Origin of the sequence: Cohaesibacter intestini, from assembly GCF_003324485.1 — a bacterium.
GTDB classification, from domain to species: Bacteria; Pseudomonadota; Alphaproteobacteria; order Rhizobiales; family Cohaesibacteraceae; genus Cohaesibacter; species Cohaesibacter intestini.
In genome coordinates this window covers 110,789-134,580 of sequence record NZ_QODK01000008.1, presented here as the reverse complement: position 1 = coordinate 134,580, position 23,792 = coordinate 110,789, and the positions used below count along the sequence as shown (strand labels likewise).

The 23,792-nt window shown below is 56.4% G+C and carries 21 protein-coding genes and 1 riboswitch; of the genes, 5 read left to right on the top strand and 16 right to left on the bottom strand.

What is annotated here, in order from left to right; translation table 11 throughout:
- Nucleotides 1–283: 283 nt before the first annotated feature.
- The 14 genes from DSD30_RS20305 to DSD30_RS20240 all read right to left on the bottom strand — a co-directional run bounded on the left by DSD30_RS20305 (nucleotide 284) and on the right by DSD30_RS20240 (nucleotide 16,847).
- Nucleotides 284–502: a DUF6500 family protein gene (locus DSD30_RS20305; protein WP_114011577.1), complete on the bottom strand. Its 219-nt coding sequence runs from the start codon at nucleotides 500–502 to the stop codon at nucleotides 284–286.
- A 233-nt stretch (nucleotides 503–735) separates the two neighbouring features.
- A complete protein-coding gene (locus tag DSD30_RS20300; RefSeq protein WP_114011576.1) occupies nucleotides 736–2,184 on the bottom strand; it encodes an NAD-dependent succinate-semialdehyde dehydrogenase in 1,449 nt (482 codons plus the stop codon).
- A gap of 25 nt (nucleotides 2,185–2,209) precedes the next feature.
- A complete protein-coding gene (locus DSD30_RS20295; RefSeq protein ID WP_114011575.1) occupies nucleotides 2,210–3,367 on the bottom strand; it encodes an iron-containing alcohol dehydrogenase in 1,158 nt (385 codons plus the stop codon).
- A 29-nt stretch (nucleotides 3,368–3,396) separates the two neighbouring features.
- Nucleotides 3,397–5,346: a hypothetical protein gene (locus tag DSD30_RS20290; RefSeq protein ID WP_114011574.1), complete on the bottom strand. Its 1,950-nt coding sequence runs from the start codon at nucleotides 5,344–5,346 to the stop codon at nucleotides 3,397–3,399.
- Nucleotides 5,343–5,768, bottom strand: coding sequence for a hypothetical protein (locus DSD30_RS20285; protein WP_114011573.1), 426 nt, complete (start codon nucleotides 5,766–5,768; stop codon nucleotides 5,343–5,345). The genes DSD30_RS20290 and DSD30_RS20285 overlap by 4 nt, the downstream gene beginning before the upstream one ends.
- A 99-nt stretch (nucleotides 5,769–5,867) precedes the next feature.
- Nucleotides 5,868–7,595 carry a flotillin family protein gene (locus DSD30_RS20280; protein ID WP_114011572.1) on the bottom strand — a complete coding sequence of 576 codons (1,728 nt, stop codon included), beginning with the start codon at nucleotides 7,593–7,595 and terminating at the stop codon, nucleotides 5,868–5,870.
- 57 nt (nucleotides 7,596–7,652) lie between these two features.
- Nucleotides 7,653–8,354 (bottom strand): bacteriorhodopsin, encoded by a 702-nt coding sequence (locus DSD30_RS20275; RefSeq protein WP_114011571.1) that lies wholly within the window; start codon nucleotides 8,352–8,354, stop codon nucleotides 7,653–7,655.
- Between the two features lie 47 nt (nucleotides 8,355–8,401).
- Nucleotides 8,402–9,787, bottom strand: a complete 1,386-nt coding sequence (locus DSD30_RS20270; protein ID WP_245418562.1) for an ABC transporter permease — start codon at nucleotides 9,785–9,787, stop codon at nucleotides 8,402–8,404.
- Nucleotides 9,784–11,289 (bottom strand): ABC transporter permease, encoded by a 1,506-nt coding sequence (locus tag DSD30_RS20265; protein WP_245418561.1) that lies wholly within the window; start codon nucleotides 11,287–11,289, stop codon nucleotides 9,784–9,786. The genes DSD30_RS20270 and DSD30_RS20265 overlap by 4 nt, the downstream gene beginning before the upstream one ends.
- The gene (locus DSD30_RS20260) at nucleotides 11,286–13,121 is read right to left on the bottom strand and encodes a sugar ABC transporter ATP-binding protein (protein WP_114011570.1); all 1,836 of its coding nucleotides are present in this window, start codon (nucleotides 13,119–13,121) and stop codon (nucleotides 11,286–11,288) included. Before DSD30_RS20260 ends, DSD30_RS20265 begins: the two co-directional genes overlap by 4 nt.
- Before the next feature lie 145 nt (nucleotides 13,122–13,266).
- Nucleotides 13,267–14,436: an ABC transporter substrate-binding protein gene (locus DSD30_RS20255; RefSeq protein ID WP_114011569.1), complete on the bottom strand. Its 1,170-nt coding sequence runs from the start codon at nucleotides 14,434–14,436 to the stop codon at nucleotides 13,267–13,269.
- Between the two features lie 133 nt (nucleotides 14,437–14,569).
- The gene (gene attM / locus DSD30_RS20250; RefSeq protein ID WP_114011609.1) at nucleotides 14,570–15,340 is read right to left on the bottom strand and encodes an AttM family quorum-quenching N-acyl homoserine lactonase; all 771 of its coding nucleotides are present in this window, start codon (nucleotides 15,338–15,340) and stop codon (nucleotides 14,570–14,572) included.
- A gap of 207 nt (nucleotides 15,341–15,547) precedes the next feature.
- Nucleotides 15,548–16,396 (bottom strand): alpha/beta fold hydrolase, encoded by an 849-nt coding sequence (locus tag DSD30_RS20245; protein ID WP_114011568.1) that lies wholly within the window; start codon nucleotides 16,394–16,396, stop codon nucleotides 15,548–15,550.
- Between the two features lie 61 nt (nucleotides 16,397–16,457).
- On the bottom strand, nucleotides 16,458–16,847 hold the full coding sequence (locus DSD30_RS20240) for a hypothetical protein (RefSeq protein WP_114011567.1): 390 nt from the start codon (nucleotides 16,845–16,847) through the stop codon (nucleotides 16,458–16,460).
- Between the two features lie 184 nt (nucleotides 16,848–17,031).
- Between DSD30_RS20240 and DSD30_RS20235 the strand changes: the two genes are divergently transcribed.
- The 5 genes from DSD30_RS20235 to DSD30_RS20215 all read left to right on the top strand — a co-directional run bounded on the left by DSD30_RS20235 (nucleotide 17,032) and on the right by DSD30_RS20215 (nucleotide 21,938).
- On the top strand, nucleotides 17,032–17,808 hold the full coding sequence (locus DSD30_RS20235; RefSeq protein ID WP_114011566.1) for an IclR family transcriptional regulator: 777 nt from the start codon (nucleotides 17,032–17,034) through the stop codon (nucleotides 17,806–17,808).
- Between the two features lie 70 nt (nucleotides 17,809–17,878).
- A riboswitch (cobalamin riboswitch) is annotated at nucleotides 17,879–18,087 on the top strand.
- A 128-nt stretch (nucleotides 18,088–18,215) separates the two neighbouring features.
- Nucleotides 18,216–19,301: an ABC transporter substrate-binding protein gene (locus tag DSD30_RS20230; RefSeq protein ID WP_114011565.1), complete on the top strand. Its 1,086-nt coding sequence runs from the start codon at nucleotides 18,216–18,218 to the stop codon at nucleotides 19,299–19,301.
- Nucleotides 19,301–20,425 carry a FecCD family ABC transporter permease gene (locus DSD30_RS20225; protein ID WP_114011564.1) on the top strand — a complete coding sequence of 375 codons (1,125 nt, stop codon included), beginning with the start codon at nucleotides 19,301–19,303 and terminating at the stop codon, nucleotides 20,423–20,425. Before DSD30_RS20230 ends, DSD30_RS20225 begins: the two co-directional genes overlap by 1 nt.
- Nucleotides 20,422–21,195 (top strand): ABC transporter ATP-binding protein, encoded by a 774-nt coding sequence (locus DSD30_RS20220; RefSeq protein WP_114011563.1) that lies wholly within the window; start codon nucleotides 20,422–20,424, stop codon nucleotides 21,193–21,195. Before DSD30_RS20225 ends, DSD30_RS20220 begins: the two co-directional genes overlap by 4 nt.
- Nucleotides 21,192–21,938 (top strand): (2Fe-2S) ferredoxin domain-containing protein, encoded by a 747-nt coding sequence (locus tag DSD30_RS20215; RefSeq protein ID WP_114011562.1) that lies wholly within the window; start codon nucleotides 21,192–21,194, stop codon nucleotides 21,936–21,938. The genes DSD30_RS20220 and DSD30_RS20215 overlap by 4 nt, the downstream gene beginning before the upstream one ends.
- Before the next feature lie 119 nt (nucleotides 21,939–22,057).
- Here the strand turns inward: DSD30_RS20215 and DSD30_RS20210 are convergent, their stop codons facing one another.
- On the bottom strand, nucleotides 22,058–22,804 hold the full coding sequence (locus DSD30_RS20210) for an SDR family oxidoreductase (RefSeq protein WP_114011561.1): 747 nt from the start codon (nucleotides 22,802–22,804) through the stop codon (nucleotides 22,058–22,060).
- A gap of 239 nt (nucleotides 22,805–23,043) precedes the next feature.
- Nucleotides 23,044–23,622, bottom strand: a complete 579-nt coding sequence (locus DSD30_RS20205) for a histidine phosphatase family protein (protein ID WP_157967800.1) — start codon at nucleotides 23,620–23,622, stop codon at nucleotides 23,044–23,046.
- Nucleotides 23,623–23,792: the final 170 nt, after the last annotated feature.

Sequence of the window (23,792 nt, the reverse complement as noted above, 5' to 3'; positions counted from 1 at the left end):
ATATCTTTTCTTGATATCAAGATAGCCCACCCACACCTCTCCACTTTCTCAAGGATAAGGATGCCTTATGGATCTTGATGGACAGGAAAGGCAATTCGTGATCTGCAACATCTCGTCACAAATTGAAAACGGTTTATCGTGGTTGTGATTTGCAAACTTGGCTCCAAGCTTCCATGCGAGTCAGGATCTGATCTTGCAGTGCGTTCCTCGACTGCGGACATTAACGCACAACGCAGCATAACCAGGCAGTGAAATCACACTGTGCGGACCTTGTTGACGTTGCTCAAGCGCCCGAACGGATCATGTCGCGGATCTTTGTCGCCTTCTCGAAATGATCAAGTTCATGGGTCTTGATCCACCATTCGGCTGCTTCCATGAGCAGCTCTGGATCATCATTTTTGTTCGCAAAGAACGCGTAGAAAGAAAGACCGACCGTCTCGCCTTTCTTGGCAATCTTGTCGTCGCAGATTCCGATTGCTTTGACTCTCAGCGATTGGCGCATTGGTAATTCACTTCATCCGAGCTTAGATTTGACGACAAGAACATATAGGAAACAGATGTATCCTGCAAGGCAAGAGAATCTGCAGGTTAGGCCTCGAAGCGGCGTAATGCGGTGCAATATTGTTTCATCAAAGCTCGTTTTGCCCCCGTCGCAAGCGGCTCTTCGCCAGCTGACAATTGCCTCAAAGAAAAGCGTGACAGATCAGCCGAGTGGCCGATCTGTCCCTGCTGTTTTTAGACGCTGTAACAGAGATATTTCTGTTCCAGAAAGTCCTCTATGCCATATTTGGAACCCTCGCGACCAAGACCGGAAGACTTGACACCACCAAAGGGTGCCTCTGCGGTGGAAACGAGGCCGGTATTGATGCCCACCATGCCACTTTCCAACTCTTCTGCGACCCGCCAGACGGTGGAAATGTCCCGCGCATAAAAATAAGCGGCCAATCCGAATTCAGTGTCGTTGGCAAGCTCTATTGCTTCGTCCACGGTCTCGAACGTGATCACCGGGGCGACGGGTCCGAATGTCTCTTCGGACAGCACTTTCATGCCCGCACTGACCCCGGACAACAGGGTCGGCTCGAAAAAGGTGCCGCCAAGCGTGGATCGCTTGCCACCGATCTTGACCTTGGCCCCTTTCGACACCGCGTCGGCAATATGGTCTTCAACCTTCCCAAGCCCGGCCTCATCGATCAGCGGACCGATGGTGACGCCCTCCTGCATGCCGTTGCCGACCTTGAGCTTGCTGATGGCGGTGGCCAGCTTCTGTGTAAAGGCCTCGGCCACGCCGCTTTGGACATAGATGCGGTTGGCGCACACGCATGTTTGACCGGAATTGCGATATTTGGCGATCATTGCCCCCTCGACCGCGCTGTCGAGATCGGCATCATCAAAGACCAGAAATGGCGCATTGCCGCCCAGTTCCAGAGACAGTTTCTTGATGTCATGGGCGCATTGTTGCATGAGTATGCGCCCAACCTGGGTTGAGCCGGTGAAGGTGAGTTTGCGCACCTTGGGATTGGTGCAGAGTTCAAGCCCAACGCCCTTGGAATCCGAGCTGGTGACAATCGACAGCACCCCCTTGGGGACCCCTGCCCGTTCGGCCAGTACCGCCATGGCAAGGGCAGACAAGGGGGTCTTTTCCGCCGGTCGGCCCACAAAGGAGCAACCCGACGCCAAGGCAGGTGCCACCTTGCGGGAGATCATTGCATTTGGGAAATTCCAAGGGGTGATGGATCCGACAACGCCAATGGGCTGTTTGATCACGACGATACGCTTGTCTTCCTGATGACCCGGAATGACATCGCCATAGACCCGGCGCCCCTCCTCTGCGAACCACTGAATGAAGGATGCCCCGTAAGCAATTTCGCCCTTGGCTTCAGCGAGAGGTTTGCCCATTTCGGCGGTCAAGATTTTGGCCAGATCATCCTGATGCTCCAGCAGCAAATCGTTCCAACGCAACAGGATTGCACAGCGTTCCTTGGCGGTTTTTGATCGCCAAGCCTTTTGCGCCTCATAGGCCGCATCGATGGCTTTTTTCACATCTTGCGCAGATAGATCCGCCACTTCGGCGATGGTTTCTCCGGTCGCAGGGTTCGTTACGCAAAAGGTTTTGCCGGTTGAGACCCACTCCCCCCCAAGAAAGGCGCGGTGTTCCAACAGGCTCTGATCGGAAAGCTCCAACATGGCATCCCATCCTTTCTGATGTCATTTAAAATGCAGCCTGATAGATGGCGAGTGCGTCCGCTTCTTCCACCGGGCGAGGATTGTTGACGAGAAGGCGTGTCTGGTTCATTGCGTCCGAGGCAAGCTTTGGCAGCATGTCCTCCGGCACATTCATGGCCCTCAGATTGGGTTGCAGTCCGCATTCGACCGCCAGCTCGGCCAAGCGATCACAGAAGGCGGCGGCGCGTTCCTGCCCTTCCAGACGGGCGAGTTCAGGAAAGGCGAAAGGTGCCAGCTGCGCATAGGGTTCGTGGGATGTGACAATATTGAAGCGGAGCACATGCGGCAGCACGAGCGCATTGGACAATCCGTGCGGAATATGGAAATGGCCACCGAGTGGATAGGCCAACGCATGGACCGCGGCCACCGGTGAGTTGGCAAAGGCCTGTCCCGCCAGCATGGACCCGAGCAACATGTTGCCGCGCGCTTCCTTGTCGCTTCCATTCTGCACGGCCTGCAACACGGACGGTCCCATAAGGGAAAGAGCCTGTGTCGCCAACATCCGCGAGACCGGATTGTTGTTGGCACTGGCCGAAGCATAAGCTTCGATCGCATGGACCATAGCGTCAATGCCCGTCGCCGCCGTGATGTGAGGCGGCAGTCCATAGGTTAGCGCGGGGTCGAGCAGAGCGATATCGGGCAAAATGACCGGTGAGACGACCCCCATTTTCTCGTTGGTGCCGGTGGTGACAATGGAAATGGGAGTCACTTCAGAGCCTGTGCCAGCCGTTGTCGGCACAAGAATGAGCGGCAACCGCGGTCCCTTGGCATTGCCAACGCCATAGACATCCTTGAGGGTTTCGCCGCTTCTGGCCAACAAGGCAACCAGTTTGGCCACATCAAGAGATGATCCACCGCCAAAACCAAGGATGCCATCAACATCGCTTTCTCTCGCCTGATCGGCGGCTGCGAGAACGATAGCCTCAGGCGGATCGGCTTCCACGTCCGAGAAGAGTTCAACCGCGACCCCTGCTGCCTCGAGCGCTTTGAGGGCCTGGTCCACCAGACCGGTGGCGATCATGCCCGGATCGGTCACGACCATGATCCGGTCCCCCACCTCCGCCTTTACAATCTCTCCGAGTTGGGCGACCAGCCCAACGCCGAACCGAATTGATCGCGACGTATTGAAAATAAATGGATCCATACTCTTCTCCTCCCAGAAATTTCTCACGCTCAAGACCCGAAACTGAAGGCGGTCAACACAGCCAGACCAAAGGCGATGGCCCCGGCGATGACCAAGGCACGCAGCCTTTCTGCTTCCCTGTCAGATTGATCCTGTCTGAGACGTTCAACCGGCTTATAAGCGGCAATGGTCACCTTCAGCGGGCTCGCCATCTCCAATTTGTAGGCAAGAAACCAGACCAGACCGACGCCACAGATCCAGCTGCCCAGCGTCCAAGCCCACAGGGATGGCATGCCGAGCAGCCAGACGGGTTGGTCTGGCGCTCCCGCAACAAAGGCTTTGTTGCCAAAAATCAGCCCTGGACCGACACTGAGGAAAAACCAGATCAGCGTCAGGGACCATGCCGCTGACTTGAGCGCACGATGGCTCCCCCCATGATCGGCCAATCCGGCCAGCATGGCGCGCACATCCCGTGCTTCCCGCCCCAGCGTATCGCGATTGGTAATTGCGGAAATGATCAGGACGGCAGTCACGTTGAGCACCATGCCCCACAGGGCCGAATGGATGGTCCAGGGCCAACGCCCCCACGGCAGTTCCAGTCCAAAGAAAGACAAAATCTGATAGCCGAATGGTTCCATCAGAATGACGCCAAAGGCCCCGAAAGCCGCACCGACGACCGCTGCCTGTCGGGTGATCCAGCCAAACCAGACCACGCCCAGAAGCGGTGTGAAGAGCTGGAAGGACAGTGGCAGGGCCAAAGCGGCCAGCGCCGACAGGGTCACGGGTGCGATATTCTGCAAAATCATTGCCAAAACCGCCAGAATGGCGATCGCGACCCGCGTCAGCATCACGGTTTCTCGCTTGGTCAGTCTTGAATGGAAAAAAGGCTTGTAGACATGCCGGATCAGACCTTCCGCGGCCACGAACAAAGACAGGCCTGCAAGCAACTGAACACCGGCAAGCAGACCCAGAAAGATCACCGCTGCGAACCATGGTGACTGAGCCATGATGTCGCGCAACATAGGCAGAAGCTGCAGATCCGTCTCGACCAGTCCCGAAGCGCCGATCAGACCGATTGCAAAGACCACAAGCAGGCCAATAAAGCCAGCAGTCACCCATGTCTGTCCCGTTGCAAGGCCATTGGCACTGCGCGTGGACAGGATCAGTTTGAAGGCCAGAGGGCTCGCCTGAAACCCCATCAAGGCGAAGGCCAGCGACAGGTTGGCAAGGCTGGTTTGCGACCCGGCGACAGGCCCGCCTCGCCCCAGCCCGGCGGTGAAGTCAATGACCTTGCCGACTTCGAAAAAGTGGCCATTGCCTTCGATCAGCGAATAGGCAAGGAGCTTGGCATTCAGGGCCTCAAAGCCGCCAACATAGACGAGAGAAAAGCCTGCCAGCAAAATGACTGCCAACGATGCCAGTACCGTTTGGAGCACGCCCAGATAGCCAATCGACCGCATGCCACCAATGCCGACGCCGGCAACCAGAATGGCAGCAAAGAACACCGAAGCGCCCAGTTGCGAAACTGTACCATCGGTCAGAGCCTCTGCAAGATGGGCCAGAAACCGCACTTGCAATCCGCAAAATCCCAGAGCGAAAAGCAACGCCACGACAACAGAGAAACAGACCAAGAGTGGACTTTGATAATAAAGCCGGAAGATGTCGGCCTGTGAGGAGATGCGCATGCGCTCGGCAATGAACCAGCTGCGCTTGAAGAAGATGACACCGGGCAACGGCACAATGACCCCTGCCAGCAACAAGACCGGCAAGGTGAAGCCGCTTTGGGCGATCTGCTCGGTCCCCACGAACAGCAACCAGATGAACAGGCTTGCACCTGCCAGCATCAAGGCACCCACCCATGCAGGCAACGCATGCCCGGCGGAGAAGAAGCCATCTTGTGTGCCACCCTCATTGACCGCAATCCGCGCCCAATACAGAATCATAAGGCCATAGGCCAGAACCAGCAGAGGCAGCCAGATCATGTGGGTTGCAACACTCATTTCCCGGCCTTTCCCATCGGATCATGTGTTTTATGAAAATGGGAAAACGCGCCTCTCAAACCGTAGCGGGTGGCCATGTAGACCGGCAGACCAACAGTGAGGACGGCAAATAGAGCCAGTCCGGACCAATAGTCGGACATCGACAAAGCCCCTTGAAGCCAGGCTGCAATGAATACCAGGATCGCGATGCCGAACAAACCCATTCCCAGCGCAGTCTCGCCCGATGAGAAGGCGGTCCCGGCGATGGCATTGATCACCATATGTGCGATGAATCCGGCCACAATCACGCAGATCCCCACCAGAGAAAGCAGGAAACTGTCGGTCGCGAAGCCTTCCAGCAGAAAGGCAGTCCCACAAAGGCCGAGCACGGCCCAGTTGGCATGGACCAACAAATCGCGTTCCGTAATGGATAGCTTCAACATTCCGTTCACTCCCTACCCTCTCCGGGGTTGAATGTCACCCGGAGAGGCATTGGATGCCCATTGCTTCAAGGCGTGATGACGCACGCGGCTCAAGCTGCTCTAGTTCACCTGCTTGGGATCACTCGTCGGCTTGTCCTTGGGCCCTTTGGGGCTCTTGGCGGCCTTGTCTTGCGCATCCGACGGACCATTTGGCTCCGTGTAGACAATCTTTGAGAGGTCCTGCAGCGTGTGCGTGCGATGCACATTGTCCGCATTCAAGCCGATTTCTCCCAGAAGCTGGTCGACAAAGGGCGCCTGAGATCGATAGCGCAGAGCGGATGAGACCACCTGATCGGCGAGATTGCCCTCCCGTGGGGACGCGCCTTCACCATCGGGTGCCCCTGCGCCGCCTGTCCCAGCACCACCTGTGCTGGAGAAGCCCGGCAGGCCATCGACATGCAGGATCTTGATGCCTTCGATCTTCTCCATCGGCTTGACACTTTCGCGGATGATGTCCGGCAGTTTTTCGACCAGAGACTTGTGCAGACCACTGCGGCGCGATGCATCGGACCGCATATTTTCCGCTTCATTGAGGGCGCGCTTGCCTTCCGCTTCCACTCTGTAACGCTCGGCCATTGCAGCCACGGCAATGCCATCGGCCTTGGCGCGATCTTCAGCAGCAGCCTTCTCGGCCTCTGCCAGCACCTTGATACGGGCTGCCTCGGCTTCGGCAAGTTTCTGTGATTCCAGCAAGGCAATGGCCTTTTGTCGGGTGGCAATTTCGGTATCGCGCAGGGTTTGAACGCGTTCGGCAGCCTCGACCATTTTTGCCCTTGCCTCTTCGGCCTCGGCCTGAGCCATGGACCGTTCCTTGGACTTGGTCGAAACGGCGATTTCGCGTGCCTGCTCTTCCAGTGCAAGAGCTTCCTGGCGTTTGATTTCGACCATCTCGATCTGTTGTTCCATCGCGATCCGGGCACGCTCGACCGCTTCGCGTTCGCGCAGCTGCACTTCCTCGATTTCCCGCTGACGTGCCGCATTTTCACTGGAAATTTCCGCCTTGCGCTGGGCGCGCTGAACAGACACTTCTGCCTCGTGGGCGAGCCGGGCATATTCGGTATCACGTTGAATTTCCAACGACTGTTTTTCCGCTTCCAGATTCTTGGAGTGAATGGCAATCATCGAGTCTTTCTCGATATCGTTGCGCTTTTTCTTTCGGCTTTCGATCTGTTCGGTCAGGATCGTCAGACCTTGCGCGTCAAAGGTGTTGGACGGATCGAACAGCGAGATATCAGCCTGATCGAGGGACGTGAGGGAGACCGATTCCAGTTCCAGCCCATCCACGGCCAGACTCTCAGCCACTTCCCTGCGCACTTCCTTGACGAAGGCCTGACGGTTTTCATGAATTTCCTCAAGGCTCATGGTCGCAGCAGCGCCCCCCATGGCATCGATGAAGCGGCCCTGAACAAGATCCTTGAGCTGCTCGGCATGCATGGTGCGATTGCCCAGTGAGCGGGCGGCCGTTGCAACCGCCTCTTCATTGGGTGCCACACGCACATAGAATTCGACCGTCAACTCGACCCGCATCCGGTCCTTGGTGATGAGAGATTTCTCTCTTGCCCGGATGATTTCGAGCCGCAACATGTTCATGTTGACATCGGTGATGTCATGCAAGATCGGGAGGACGAAGGCGCCCCCGCCCATTACGACCTTTTCACCACCAAAGCCCGTGCGAACAAAGGAAATGTCCTTGGTTGATCGGCGATAAAGCCAATGCAAGAGATAGGCGCAGACCGCGATAACGATCGCCGCCAAAATGATAATTGCGATGAAGTCTGCACCCTTCATTTGGCTTCCCCTTCATGTTGAAAAATTGAGGTATGGATGGATTGTGGCAGTGACGGCTTACGCATTTTCGGTCTCCTTGCTCTCAAGCAAAGCAGTCGCAAGAATGGCTGCGCCAAAAGCCATACGGTTCAAGAAATCGGCAATGTTGTAGGTGACAGAAAGCGCCCCGGTATCGACGTAGCCGCTGAAAGAGGTCAGGAAGTTGCCCAGGGGATAAACTGCCCAACCGACGGTCACGATCAGTCGCAGCCAGAAATATCCCCGCTGGACCGGCTCACTCAAGGAACCACGGACCGTCTCATCCATGCGGCCAAAGAACAGCTCTCCGAGAATGTAGAGCCAGAGGACTAGTCCGATCAGAAAGGCCAGCGTCGCATTCATCAATGTTGCCTCGCCAAGATAGCGAACAAACACCATGAGATTGGACACGATGGCCAGACGCCAGAACAGACCTGCTCCGAGCTCCCCAGATCGCGCCGCAAAGAAATAGAGCGCCAGAATTTGCAGCGGCATGGACACCGCCCAGCCGACATAATGATAGCCGACGGGTACTTTTTGCGCCGCCATCCAGGCTTCCCTCGCCTCATAGACGGCCCCAACGCCGACGAGTGCTGCGATACCGCAAAGGGTGACCGGCAATTTCCAGCTGCGATCCGCCCAACCAGACCCAATGAAAAGCAGAACACTTGTTGCGACTAGACCCAAGAGCGCCGTCGAATAACTGACCGCTGTGATATCAGCCGTTTCGAAAACCGCCATGTTATGTCCTCCCTGGACGATTAAACAGATATCTCATAACCATCTTCCTAGATTTGCGTTCTGATATGCGGCGAGCGGGCATAGAGCGCGACCATCGGCAGAATGAGCAGACCGAAAATGAATTGCTGCCATTCGAAGTCGAGACCGATGCCAATCAGGAAGGATGAAAGAACTTGCAAGACAAGCACCCCGATGACGGTGAAGCCATAGCTGCCCTGACCGCCGAGAAGGGACGTTCCCCCCACGACGACCGCCGCCAGTGTGAGGAACAGATATTGATCGCCCACGCCGATGAAGCCGCCACCGGACCAGCCCAACAGCAAGGCCCCGGCCATCGCGGCAAAGAAACCGGAAATGGCATACATGGTGACCCAATAGCCAAGCTCTGAAACCATGACGCGGCTGGCGGAGGTGCGATTGACGCCCAGCGCATACAGGTATCGCCCATACACGGTGTATTTCATGCCGACGGTCAGCAGGATCAGCACCAGCCCCCAGATGGCAATCACAGGCGGGAATGGCAGACCGAAGGTGGTGCCATTCATCGCGGCCAGATTGGACAGCCAGGCAGGCACTTGGCCAAACACATTGCCCGAATAGGCCGAACCGATCGAGGTGATGATCTGAATGCCGCCCGAGATGGCAAAGCCGGTCCCCAAAGTGACGATCAGTGCCTGTCCCTGCAAACGAAAGCTCAACAGCCCGTTGATGACCCCAAGGATCGCGCCGGTCAGCAAAACAATGATCACGGCCAGCCATGACGGCACCCCGAGGCTGATCAGATATAAAAGGCCCACATTGGCCGCGCCAATGATGAAGGGGATCGACAGATCAAGCCCACCGAGCAACGCCACCAAAGTCTGTCCGACCGACGCGATGCCAAGGAAGGCGGCAAAGAGCAACATCGCCTTGATGTTGGCACCCGAGGCGAAGCCCTCGATATTCATCGAGCCGATGGAAAACAGACCGCACAGGACCATGATGCCAATGAAGGCGGACCTGTTCTGCTCGAAATGGCGGCCAAGCGTGCGGGTCAGCACGATGATGGTCAGGATGATCAGAAAGGAAACGATGTTCCAGATGTTAAAGAAGCTCTCGACCGTCAGTGACAAGATTAGAAACAGCGCCAGCAGGAACAGCAATCCATAGAGCGGAGCCCTGAATTGCAGCCAGACCTTGCGGCCTTCACTGATAGAGCCTTCTTCGTCCTGCTGTTCATCCTTGGCAGAGTGGTTGGCAAATTGGCCAAGGACAAAGCGCCAGCCCCACATGAAGGCCACCATAGTGGAGATGGCCGACAGGATGATCAATTGTACGGACAGGTCCTGCATGAAGCCGAATACCACACCGATGGCGGTGAGAATGATGGCGATGGCCAGCCCTATGATGGTCACCGGCAAGCTCAGACGCGGCTGGGTTGACATGGATGTCATTGGCTATCCTCCCCTTGCAAGCTGGGTGCCTGAGAACCAGGCGTCTGAGTGTCAGGAGACTCAGAGTTGGGAAGTTTCGTGGCGGGCATCTTGGCTGTGTCCTGCATGACAAACGCGATATAGAGCACCAGCGCAGCGACAACCGTTGCAACAACCGGGGCAACCGTCCGCCGGTCGGACTGTGTGACGGCGATCCTTACGAAAACCGCAATGAAGACGAGCAGCAGCACGGACAGCACCAGCGGCATTGCCATGGTGCGCAAGGCTTCGTCGCTGGCGGTTGGCGTAGCGACTTCCAGCGGCGCCACATACAAAGCCTCAGCTTCAATCGGAGCCAATGGCGCAATGGTGGTTTCAGCACTCTGGGTCGGTGCTGGTGTCCTGTTGCGCGCTCTTGGATCGATATCGTTGGTGGAATGCAAAATTATGCCCATCGCCACCACACCGAGGGCCACAAAATACAGAAGCGGCGAGAAATTGCGGATGTGACGGGTGATGAAGGGGATGATCAGCGTCAGCAGAAGAGAAATGACCAGAATGGAGCCATAGGCAAGGTTGGTCACAAAGCTCTGCACCGCGCCGAAATTAAAGGTCGCCAGCACAAAGGTGATCAGATAGAGGTTCACTGCTCCAAGGAATGACCCGAAGACACCGGCACGACCACCGGCCAGAGACGCCCCGCCCAGCACCAAAGCGGTGACCGAAATCAGCGTGTAGGTGGTGCCCTGCGACGGATCGCCGGACGAAATCAGACCGGTAAAGGCGATCGCGGTCAGGCCCGCAAAGCAGCCGGAAATGAGGTGCGCTCCAATGCGGACAATATAGATCGGCACACCGGCCGTGTAGGCCGCCCGCTCATCAGACCCCATCAGCCGCAAGTGGGTGTAAAAGGCGGTGCGGGTGAACAATAGCCAGGCCAATGTTGCCACGATCAGGATCACGAAAACCGGCGAAAATATGGATGTGCCAAGACCCCATTCAGCCATGAATTCAGGCGCAATACCCCCCGGACGTGGCAGGATGACCAGATTGATCCCCGACAAGGCCAGATAGCCGGAGAGCGACACGATGATCGGCTGCACCCGCACATAGAGCACCACCAGCGCAAACAAAAACTGATAGGCTGCACCGACAAACAGGGCATAGAGAAAGACCGAGATCGGATTTTGCAACAGACCCATCGCATAAAGCTGAATCAGGGTCACGTTGATGAAGCTGATCAGAGGCCCGATTGACAAATCCACCGTGCCACGCCCGGAAATGACCGACGCCATCAAGGCATAGGTGGCCAGAACCAGCGGCGTTGCGACGACAATCGCGCCACCAATGCCCGATGCAGTCATCAAGCTGGGAGAACGCAGCGCTGCCAGCCCCAACAGCAGGAAGAACAAGGTGATCGGCACCAGAAGGAACGGATTTGCCCGCCCGCCTTGTGCCTGTTTGGCGCTATCGCTCGCCTGCTCGATCATGGCGTCTGTTTTGTTGATGCTTGCATCGCTCATGCGGCACCCCCTTTGGAACCGATGGCGCGGGCTTGGCCGGTTTTGGCATCGAATTCGACGATCCGAATGGGGCGGACTGCGGGGCGCTGAGGGGCGGAGGTGGTTGCCTCATCCGATTTGGCCTTTATCGGTGCGCTGTCTTCAGGAACCATCATCCCCCCATCCGTTGGCTCGGCTTGCTTGGCAACAACGGACTGGGTAGCGACAGGCTGGGCAACGACAGGGTCAACGCGCTCAGGTGCGACGGTCGCCCCTCCGGGCTTCAGCCCCCAAGGCGCATCCAGCCCGCGACCATCGGTCTGCCCGAACATCGCTTCCAGAATCTGCTTGGAATCAAACTGGCGGCCATCGAAGGCATCGAAAGGCATGCCGTTGCGAAACACGATGATGCGCGTCGCAAAGCCGATAAATTCCTCCAGCTCGGAGGACATATAGACGACCGACTTGTCCTCGTTGGCGAAGGTTCGCAGGTGTTTGTAAAGCTCGGTCTTGGCACCAACATCGATGCCACGCGCCGGGTCATTCAGTACGATCACGTCGGGCCGCATGGCAAAGCCGCGCCCGATCAGCACCTTTTGCTGGTTGCCGCCTGAAAGGGAGGTGATGGGATTTTCCTTGACGCCGAACTTGATCATCAGATTGTCGGCTTCGCGCTTGAAGATGGTGACAAGGGTGGCGAAGTCCACAAGCCCCAGAATGCCCGCCCGTTTCTTCTCGCGATAGAGTGGCATGACCATATTTTCAAAGATGGACAGGGAGGCAAAAATCCCCTCGCGTTTCCGGTCACCAGAGACATAGGCGATTCTGCCCTTCACAGCATCAGCCAGTGAGCGGACCACTGAAAACTGCCCCTGTCGGTCTGACACCCAGACAAAGCCACCCTTGACCGGTTCAACCCCGGCCAAGGCGCGAACGAAGGCATCCTGCCCTTGGCCATCCAGTCCTGCGATGCCGACAATTTCGCCGCGTCTTAATTCAAAATCAAAAGGGGCTGTTCCGTCGACCAGCGAAATGGCCTCGGCTTTCATGGCGAGCTCATCGCTCTGAGGTTGCGGTGCTTCGAGATCAACCGCCTGTCCGGCGGTTTCGTCTCCGGTCATCAGCGCAAGCAGGTTCTTCTCGGTGATTTGTTCTTTCTCGAGGACACCGACATCGCGTCCGTCGCGCAGAACCGTTGCACGGTCAGAAATCCGGATCAGTTCGGCGATGCGGTGGGTCACGATCAGGATTGTCGTGCCGCCATCGCGTAATTCCCGCATTTTGGCGAACAACCGCTCTGTGCTGTCCAGATCGAGCGCTGCGGAACTCTCGTCCAATATCAGAATTTTGGGATCGCTAACCAAGGCACGGGCAATGGTGATCCATTGCTTGAGACCAAGCGGCAGCGTGCCGACAAAGGCGAAAGGATCGACGGGTTCGCCCGCAAGATCCTGCATCAATGCGGCGGCGCGGGCCACCTTGTGGTCTTGCGACATGCTCTTTGAGAAGAGCGCGTCCGATCCCATGAAGATATTGTCCACGACCGTGCATTCATCGGCCACCAGCACTTCCTGATAGACCGTGGAAATGCCCAGCGCCTTGCTTTCTGCCGGGGTGGAAGGCGCTTCGCCCAGAATGGACACCGAGCCGCTATCGACGGGCAGAATGCCCGAGACGACCTTCGCCATTGTGCTCTTGCCACACCCGTTGCCGCCCACAATCGCATGCACCTCACCTGCGCGGGCGGAGAAGCTCACCCCGTCCAGCGCACGGGTTGGCCCGAAGAATTTCTTCACATTGCGCACAGAGATCGTCTCGCGATTCTGACTTTGTGATGGATGGGCAGATGACATGGTTGGGCTTCTCAATTCGCTTGGAATGTTAAGGTTCGCGAGCGTAGGGGGAGCCGTCGCCCTTGCTGATGCAAGGGCATTGAAAGGGCGACGGCGTTGTTTGGTAGTCTCAGATCAGGATCCGTTCGGAACAGTTCCGATCAGATCAAGGCTTGTATTTGGTCGGGTCTGCCGGATTGACGAAGAACTGGTTGAGATACTCCGTCGAGCCCCAGGCATCCGCACCGACATTCAGCCAGTTCTGGGCATTCTCATCGCAATCCTCAGGCAGCAATTTCATCACATCGTCATGCGTGATCACCACCGGATCCACCAGCACGGACTGCACTTTAGGGCCTTGACCCTGCAGGGTCCGCATCATGATGCGCCAGATGAGATTGACATCGTCTGCTGGTGGCCAAGTCTGGACTGCCACATTGATCAGGTCCGGATTTTTACGCCAGGTGCACAAAGCACCGCGCTCACCGCCGACGGCGATCTTGACGCCCTGACGACCCGACTGTTTGATCGCGCGGATAACACCCATTTCAGCGGCGGACTGCACGACAATACCGTCGAGTTTGCCCGGATGGGTGGCCAGCCATTTCTGAACTTCGCCCTGTGCCACCTGATCGGTCCACATGCCTGCAATGGAGCCGACAATCTTGATGTCCGGCGCGGTTGCCAGACCGGCCTTGACGCCGCGGTCCTGACTGTCGGAACCGGAGGTGCCCGGAATGCCTTCAACAACAAGGACATTGCCTTTGCCGCCCAGCTCGTCAGCCATGCGCTTGCCGATTTCAAAACCCGCGACCTGATAGTTCACGGACGAATTGACTGCGGTCGGGGCGGTCAGATAGCCGGTCATCGAGAAAACAGGCACACCCCTGTCATAGGCATATTTGATGGTCTGGTTCAGCGCTGTGGGGTTTGAACAACAAACAAAGATGGCATCAACGCCCTGATCCACCAGCTGGCGCATTTGCTGGATCTGAGTTGAGTCGTTAAGGTTGGATTGGGTAACGACCACTTCACTGATCAGGCCCAGATCTTTCCATTTTGGAATGATTTCCTTCTGCAAAGCTTCCATAGCGTTGGCGCGCCATGTGTTGCCCGCATAAGAAGACGCATAACCGATTTTCCATGGAGGTGGATTTTTCGCCTTGAAGTCGCGCAGCGGGCTTGGGCCAACAGGCTGCATCGGATCCAGCATATCCTTGTTATACAGGCGCTTGGCAACATCGGGATTGATTTCATCAACCCCTTCTGCCTGTGCGGCCATGGCGCCAAATGCGACAAGGCCCAAAGCCACAACAGCTTTCTTGAACAATTTCATCTATGTCTCCTCCTAAATTCACCCCTGAGGCCAGTGCCGTTGTCAGGGTCGTTCCAAACGGAGAAATCCCCGCCTAAAATGAGCATGGGTATTCCTCTTCCCCATGCCCGTTTGCCGAGCCTTGCCTTATTGCTCAGTCGTAAAAATCATTCGGTGCCTTCAAAAAACTTTGCCAGGTGTCCGGGTCGTGGCCGGTCACAACCATTGCGTTTGTGTCACTTGCGATCCGCCGCAATTTCTCGACCGAGTTGGCTGCATCGCTTGATGAGTGCACCAGTCCGGGCAATGCCCTATTCTCCCAGTGATCGACCGTATAAGCCGCATCGATGGTCAGCAGCACCGGCCCGGTTCGTGGCAACGTGATCAGGAAAGACTGATGCCCGGGGGCGTGGCCCGGCGTAAAGATGATGCGGACGGAGCCGTCGCCGAACAGGTCGAAATTGTCGGTATATTCGCCTCCAAGAAACTTCCAGTTCAGACCCGGGCGGTCGAAATCGGCGCGAATATAAGCCCCTTCCGAGAACCATTGTGGCTTGAAGGCATATTCATATTCGGCGCGCTGGCAAATGATCTGGGCGTTGGGAAAATGCCCAATCGCACCGGTATGATCCAGATGCAAATGCGACTGCAACACATAGCGGATTGAGGCAGGGTCGACGCCCACTGCACGCAACTGGTCAACACAGTTTTCGGACCGGTCCATGATGGGGTCATAGGCATCCACCACAGCGCCCCAATGGCCGCGCTTGTCGATGGCCGCTTCCACTGCATTGCCGCCATCGATGACGATATTGCCCGCCGGATGCTTGATCAGGAACCATGGCACGGGAATTTCAAAGTCATCCTCGCCCTGATTCATCTTGATATATTTCAGTTTCGTGCGCAGCGTTCCGGTCTGAAACATATGCAGTTCGATGCCGGAAGACTCTCCGCCTCTGCGTGCTGAAGCCTTGGATTGCGAAGCCGGTCGTGCCGCCAGACTGTCGGAGCCGATTGTCTGGCCGATCGCGCTGGCATCGGTCGCAATCTTTTGACCCTTTTCATCAAATTCAATGATCTTCATATGCCTGTTCCCGAATAAATTTGTTGCATTCCATTCCCGACCCTTGCGTCAGGTTCGGTTCTCGATCACGCGCAGCGCTTCTTTGAGATAAACCGCAAAGAGCGGATAATTTTCCGACATCGGGAAATGCCCGATATCCTCCATTTCGATATAGATGCCCCCCGGAATCTGACGTGCCGTATTCTCGGTTGCTTCCGGTGGGGTGAGATAATCGTAGGTGCCGGTCATCATCACGACCGGGCAGCGGGCCGTATCGATCTCGGCAAGGCGGCCTCGCAAATCGTGGTCTATCGAATAGAAATAGAGGTCGCCCTGAAACACTTCCGAGCCTTGGGTATAGTAATGCCATGTTGCCCAGCGATCCTGCTCGGGGCTTTGCGGGGCCATCAGATCCCACACACCAGAGGCGCAGACCTGAGCGGCATTGACATGGGGGTGACGCCACCATTCCAGAAAGAAGCCCGGCGCATGTTCGGCGGCCTCAACCGGGATGACGGCGCGAAAGCGGTCGGGGTGATGAAGGGCCAGCTGCAGCGCAACATTGCCACCGAAAGACGACCCCATAAAGATCGGATCTTCGAGCTCCAGCGCATCGCAAAAGGCGAGGATGAACTTCATAAAGTGGTCGGCCGTGAGCTTGTATTCCTCTTTCCACCATTCCTTATTTGTCGGCGGATCCGATTTGCCATGTCGGGCCAGATCATAGGCGATGACGTCATACCGGGCTGTGATGTCCGGATCTTCGAGCAGATCGCGCCATTGATGATTGTGACAACCAGCCGTGTGCTGACAGACAAGAGGCTGCCCCTGTCCGTTGCGGAGATAGAAGACCTTATATTCGCAGCCATCCACATCGATGGTTACATACCGACCCACAACCGGAGAGTGCTTGACCATCAGGTTCCCCCTAAAGAATTTGTATCGTGACCGTGTGCTGTGGCGCCGCAAGCGGTTTGGCTCAGACAGGCACGCCCACTTTGCGCAACAGCTCAAATTGAATGGTGAAATTGCGAAGATTTTGCATTAGGACAAGCAAGTTGCCTTCCAGCTTGAGATCGCGCCGGAAGCTCGCAGACCAAATGCCGTGATACATCGGGTTGGGAATAGGCTGCGCAAATTCCCGCCAGGTATCTGGGCTGGCACGCAAGGCAAAATCGTAGGAATCAAGAGGGCCGGGATTGATATTGATTTCATGCACCTTGCCATCCAACATACGAACGATCGCCTTGGCGAGGCCCATATCCAGCAGGTAGGTGCAGGTAAAGTGACGAGCCATTGCGCCAATGGCGGCATCATTGTCCGAGGCTTGACTGAATCTGGTCGCCCAGTCTCTAACACTCAAGGCCATGCGCTCCTCCCCAACCACACGGTGAATATGTGACAAAATGTCAAATACTTTTGCCTTGAAAGATGTTCTGATATATGTTTATTGTTCAGTATATGGAACGTCTTTCTATGTACAAAACCATATCCGGGTGTATGGAAGATTGTCAAGATAGAAAAGAAACTTCAAAAAAAGACGACGAGGAATTATGGACAATCCAACACCAAAACTAGTGCCTGCGGTTGAAAGAGCGTCGCGCATTCTGGATTTTGTTGCTCGCAGTCGGACACACCCGACCGTGTCGAAACTGGCGCAGGAATTGAATCTTGCGAAAAGCTCGGTTCATACGCTTTGTCAAACGCTTGTGGAGCTAAATCTGCTGATCAAGCGGTCCGATCAAGCCTACCAGTTGGGCCCCCATGTCATGCGCTGGTCCAATGCCTTCAATCGACAATCTGACGTTGCAACAGAGTTTGCGTCCATTTGGGACACCGAGACCGAAATGCCTGGAGCGACCATCACATTGACGGTCAGAGACGGAGCAGAAGTTGTATATATAGCCGCGCGCAATTCCGAATTTAGTCACTCTTTGATAGAATTTCGTGCCGGAATGCGGCTTCCCGCAGCCTTCACGGCAACGGGAAAGGCCTTCCTCAGCTCGATGAGTGATTTCGAAGTCAAGCGCCTTTATGCAGACGGGTTGCCAGAACCGCGCACACCTTTCAGCGAACAGTCGATTGATGGGCTGCTGGAGGATTTGGCGGCCATCCGCAAGCGTGGATACTCCATCGACAATCAGGAAGTGGCAGAAGGCATCATTTGCTTCGGTGCCCCGGTTCTGGACTCTCAGAACACGCCGATTGCCGGCATCGCCGTCAGTCTGCTGATTGAAGATGCCGACGAGACGGACCGTGAAAATCTGATTACCAATGTCAAACGAATCGCGAAACGCTTGTCTGTTCGCATGGGCGCCGATCTCGAATAGCGGTTTCCGGGATCGCTGGCTGATTTCAGACAAAGCGATAGATCCCCGATTGACAGCTGCTGCCGCATAGTGGATATATCTGTTCGTCGGTTTCCTTAACGGAATAAAAAGGGAATTCGGTGCGTGGCAGATGCATGAGCCTGTCACAAATCCGGAGCTGTCCCCGCAACTGTAAACAGAGAGCGCCCTCAAGCTGGCCACTGGATTGTACCAATCTGGGAAGGCCGGGGAGCGCAATGACCTGTAAGCCAGGAGACCTGCCGACATTCAATCATTCAACCCGGGCGGGGTGTCCTGGAGGAGGGTCTCATGACAATGCGCATGTCTCTGCGTCTTCGCCATATTGAATCTGATTGCATCAGACTTGCCCGACTTCGGTTGCCTTGCCGCATCTGGAGTACGGGACATTGCTTTCCAATATCTGGCTATCCGGCCTATCGCGTCTGGCGCGCGCGATCGCCTTCTTTGTGGCATTTGCCGCGACTTATTCTGTTGCAACTGCAGCCCCTATCAACATCACCGATGACAGCGGTCGCACGCTGACCTTTGACAAACCATTGAAGCGCGCAGTCGTCTTCAACCGCTACAATGCTGAGTTCATTCGTGCGGTGGCTGACATGGACGTGATCGTCGGTGTCGACAGTTGGGTGACGCGCGATCCCACCTACTGGCCGGACCTCAAGGAGGGTATGCTTGTCGGGAAAGGGCAGCGAGAGCCAAATTACGAGGCGATCATTGCACAAGACCCCGATGTTGTGATCTTCCCCCGCAACGGCAGTTGGCAGGAGGCCATCAAGACGCTCGAGCCTTTCGACATTCCTGTTGTGGTACTGACCGGCTGGGATGTCCTCAAGCATGTCTCCAACATTACCGCCTTTGGCAAGATGTTCGACGCCGAGGAAAAGGCCGCCAAGCTCAACGCCTTCTATACCGGCAACATGGCGCTGTTGAAAGAGCGGCTTGAAGGCGCAGAGCGCAAGACGGTCTATCTCGAGGAGAAAACGCCCTATCGTTCCGTGCTGCGTGGCTCCGGCTGGCATGACATGATCGAAGCGGCTGGCGGACGCAATATCTTTGAACATGTCGATATTGAAACCCAGCCCAAAGAGCGCGGAAGTGTCCACAATCATGAAGTGGACCCCGAAGCAATCCTCAAGGCACAACCAGACATGATCATCAAGCTTCAGCCCGGCTCCTATCCGCTTCACCCGGCAAGCTTCTCACAGGCCTTCTTTGAAGCGCTAAAGGAACGTCCTGGTTTTGACGCACTGCCGGCGATCAAGAATGGTGATGCCTACCACATGAACTACTATCTGGCTGGGGGTTGTTCCAAGATGATCGGCGCGCTGTCGATTGCCAAATGGCTCTATCCAGACCGCTTCGAAGATGTTGATCCAGATGCGGTGATGAAAACATGGCTGGAGGATTTTCAGGGTGTCGCCTATCCGGGACGCTACTGGGCCAAGGCCACCGAATGGGAAGCAGGTCAGTGATGAACAGGGCCTTCTCTCCATCGGAGGTCATCCCATCTGGGTCATCCGTTCAGGATCCATCGGGGGATATCCGGCGAGCCTATGCTCGCCGGACCATCCGTGCCTCCCTGATTTGCCTATCGGGCGTGCTGCTGCTGGCTCTGCTGTCGGTCTTTGCGGTTTCCCTTGGCGCCAATGACATTTCACTGCTTCAGGCCATTCAAATACTTCTTGGTCCCGTCCTGCCCGCCAATCTGTTTGCCGAAGTGTCCGTTCTGCAGGAGAAGGTCGTGATGCAACTGCGCCTGCCGCGCATCACCATGGCCCTCGTTGGCGGTGCCGGGCTGTCGATCGCGGGCGTCATGATGCAGGGGATCACGCGCAATCCGCTGGTCAGTCCCTTCACCGTGGGCCTTTCCCCCGCTGCGGCCTTTGGGGCGGCGCTGGCCATCCTGTTGGGAGCTTTGCAAATGCCCGAACTGGGCACCTACATGATGGTTGGCGGCGCATTTGCCTCATCCATGCTGTGTGCCGGGATTGTTCTGGGGATTGCCGGTTTGAGTGGCATCTCAGCAACGACGATCATTCTGGCAGGTATCGGGTTGACCTATCTGTTCAGTGCCTTCACCGCGACCCTGCAATTTGTTGCCACGCAAGAGCAGCTAGCCGCGATCGTTCACTGGACATTCGGCTCATTGAATGCGGCCAGCTGGGATGAGGTAGGCTTCTCTGCCGTGATGCTTGCGATTGCCGCGCCCATTTTCTGGCGGATGGCATGGGCGCTCAATGCCATGGCTGCCGGAGAAGAAACCGCCGCCTCACTCGGCTACAATCTCAAAAAGGTTCGCCTCGTAACGGCGCTGCTTTCGGTGTTGATCACCGCCTGCATCATCGCCTTTACCGGGGTCATCGGCTTCATCGGGCTGGTCTCGCCCCACATTGCCCGGATGATGATCGGCAATGACCATCGTTGGCTGGTGCCTTTCTCGATGATTGTCGGGGCCTTTCTGCTGCTGGTTGCCGATACCATCGGCCGATCCCTCTTCTCACCCGCAGTCATCCCCGTCGGCATTGTCGTGGCCTATGTGGGCGTACCGCTCTTCGTGCATTTGATCCTGAGACAACGCCGGAGGGCCATGCAATGATCCGCATAGACAAACTCACTCTGTCCTATGGCAAACGCACTATCCTTGACGCGATTTCCCTTGTCGTGGACAAGGGGGAATGCGTCGGACTGCTCGGGGCCAATGGAGCGGGCAAGAGCACATTGCTCAAATGTGTGGCGCGGCTGGCAGCGCCTGACAGCGGTCAGATCGATGTGGCGGGCAAGGCAATCGAGGCCTATCCACGCCGCGATTATGCCCGCCATGTTGCCTATGTGCCCCAGCATATCCCGGATGATGTGGCGCTATCCGTGGTCGATCTGGTTCAGTTGGGGCGCACGCCACACTTGACCGGCAAGTTGGGTGCACAGGATCGCGAGATGGTGATTGCCGCTCTTGAGCGGGTCAACATGGTCCATCACGCTTTTTCTGAGGTGTCCACCCTTTCCGGTGGGGAACGCCAACGTGTCGCCATCGCTCGGGCTCTTGTGCAGGAGCCTCAGATCCTGCTGCTCGATGAGCCAACCTCGGCACTGGATCTCAAATATCAGATGGAAACGATGTCCCTCATCCGCACGCTTGCTGCCGAGACCGAGATGACAATCATCATCGCCGTTCATGATCTCTCCCTCGCCGCACGCTATTGCTCCCGCCTGGCGTTGCTTGCCGAGGGACGCATTCGGGCTCTTGGATCGTGGCAGGCAGTTCTGACGCCCAATCACATCCGCCATGCCTATCAGGTCGAAGCCCTAGTCGGCGCTGTTCAGTCCTATCCTTATGTGTTGCCGATCGAGAGTGGGGATCCCCAATGAAACCAGCCATTCTGTTGCTCGCAAAGGCCGCCATGGCGGCAAAACCCAGAGAGGAAATGCAAGGATTGTGCGATGCCATTGCTGCCAGAAATCCGCATTATCTCGTTACCTATGCCTTGCAGGAACTTGGGACACCATCCTTGCGTGCCCGCCTGACAGAGCTCGCGGACCAGAAGGTCGAAGAGGTCGTCATCATCTCGCTGATCTTCCCGATGGAGCCGGCTTTTCCGGGCTGGATCAAGAAATCGGTGCATCGCTGGATCGCACAGCGCAAAAGTGCGGACTTCCCGCGCATCAGGATTGCCCATCCGCCCATCACTCAGACAGATAAGCTCGGAGAGATGATAGACGCGCTCGTCCGGTCAGCCGAGCAAAGCGATGTGGTGCAGGAGGCTGTCAAAATTCCCAAAGGAAGTGTTGTGCCCGATCAGAAATATCGTCTTCTGGTCTGTATGGGTGGGGCCTGCAATGATGCGGGCGCAAGCACCCTGTTCAACCATGTCCGGTCTGAGCAGGACCGCTTGAAGCTGAGGGACAAAGGGGCTGGCATGATGAGTTGCAAGACCAGTTGCCTTGGTCCATGCAGCCTTGCACCTGTCATTCAGGTCTGGCCGGAAGGCACGATCTATGGCGGGGTGGACGAGCAGGATATCGACCGCATTCTGGACCGTCACATCGCAAAGGGAGAGCCGATTGACGTCCTCAGCTATCCTTTGAACGGCAAGAAACAGGGACTGAAGTGAGGGAGCATTGGTCTGAATTTGGGCCGGGTTCCCGATATCCATGCTTTTGTTGCCATCAGCAATATCGGGTATCCCGGCCCAAGTTTGTATCAGTTCGTGCTGGAATCCCAATCGCGGGGTTATCGGCCCCCGGTCACATCGAGGATGCCACCTGTGCAATAGCTAGCCTCTTCAGAGCATAGCCAGGCAATGGCCGAACCGACCTCATGCGCAGTTCCGGGTCTGGCGATGGGAATGGCTTTGCTCAATCGTTCAGCTCTGTCCGGTTGGCCTCCGCTTGCATGCAAGTCCGTTTCAATCAGACCCGGCCGGATGGCATTGACGCGAATCCCCTGACCTGCGAGCTCTTTGGAAAGACCCAGCGTCAATGTGTCGATCGCCCCTTTGCTGGCGGCATAATCGACATATTCGAACGGCGATCCAAGGCGGGCAGCAGCGGAGGATACAAGCACGATCGCAGCATCCTTTCCGGTCTTCTGGTCAGGCAAACGTCTTGCAGCTTCGCGGGCAAACAGGACCGCTCCCAAGACGTTGGTGTCAAAGATGGTTTTCAGGCGTTCAATGGACATTTCGGCAAGCGGCATAGACGGCGCAACGACACCGGCATTGACCACGACGGCATCCAGCCCGCCAAATGTCGAGATCGTCTCGTCAAATGCCCGCACCACATGGTCTTCCTGAACCGTATCCCCCTGAATGGCAATCGCTTCTGCGCCCTTTGCGCGGATCTCTTCCACTGCCTGCTGCGCAGCGTCATGATCCCCACGATAGGTGAAGGCAATGTTCCATCCCTGGCCCGCCATGATCAGCGCAGTGGCCCGCCCGATGCCTCTGGAGCCCCCGCTAATGAGAACAGTTTTGGTCATAGATTTGGATCCTCCAGATTTCAGAAATTTGCATTATACAGGCCCCCAAGTCACTCCCAGATCCCCGGCGAGTCAATATACTGATGATGTGGTCTTTCGACACACCGTTTCCTGCAAGCACGACCCCTTGCAGACATGGACCAGCGGCCACCTGTTGGGTGTCAGCTCTGATGCTTGATCAAGCCAAGCTTTCGGTCCCTCTGCCCTGTCAGAAATGCCCCGCCATGACACATATTTTTCTAACTCCAAATGGTTTCAGTGCCATGGTCCAGCAGATGCACCACGCCTTGCGGTTCTTGCAGGCGCAAGATCTGTTCATCGGACAGTCCGAGATAAACACCGCGGATCACTTTGCCAATTTGGCCATGGGCGACGGCGATGGTGGGGCCGATCAGGCTGTCGAGCCATTGGGTTGCGCGCTTGCGCATATCGTCCATGGTTTCACCATCAGGGGCGCCGAAATACCAGTCATAGTCAGGCTTTCCCGCCATATGATCGGGGAACTGCTCTTCCATTTCTGCGCGATTCAGACCGCTCAGCTTGCCGAGATCGATTTCCTTAAGCAAGTCGATTGGCGTTGGATCGAACGGGAAATGCTTTTTGATGTTGGCAGAGGTTTCGAGGGTCCGGCCGATGGGGCTGACCATTTGGGTATAGCCCTCTGGCGTGATCAATTCACGCTTGAGAATCTCGCCAAGCCTTTGAGCCTGGGCTTGGCCCTTTGCGGTCAGGGGCGAGTTAAGATGGCCTTGAGCGCGACCGGCGAGGTTCCATTCGGTTTCGCCATGGCGCATGAAAACAATACGGGGATAGGACATGGATATTTTGGCTTCTTCGACAAGGTTGCCCGACACGTTATAGAAGCTCCGGCCCACTGGGGCAAATCCGAAAGGTCCGATCCATCCATTTGCGCAATTGCATGTAGAGAAGACAAGCCAATGGGTGCTTACGACGGTTCGCCCCCATTGCGACGATGGCGTTTCGCTTT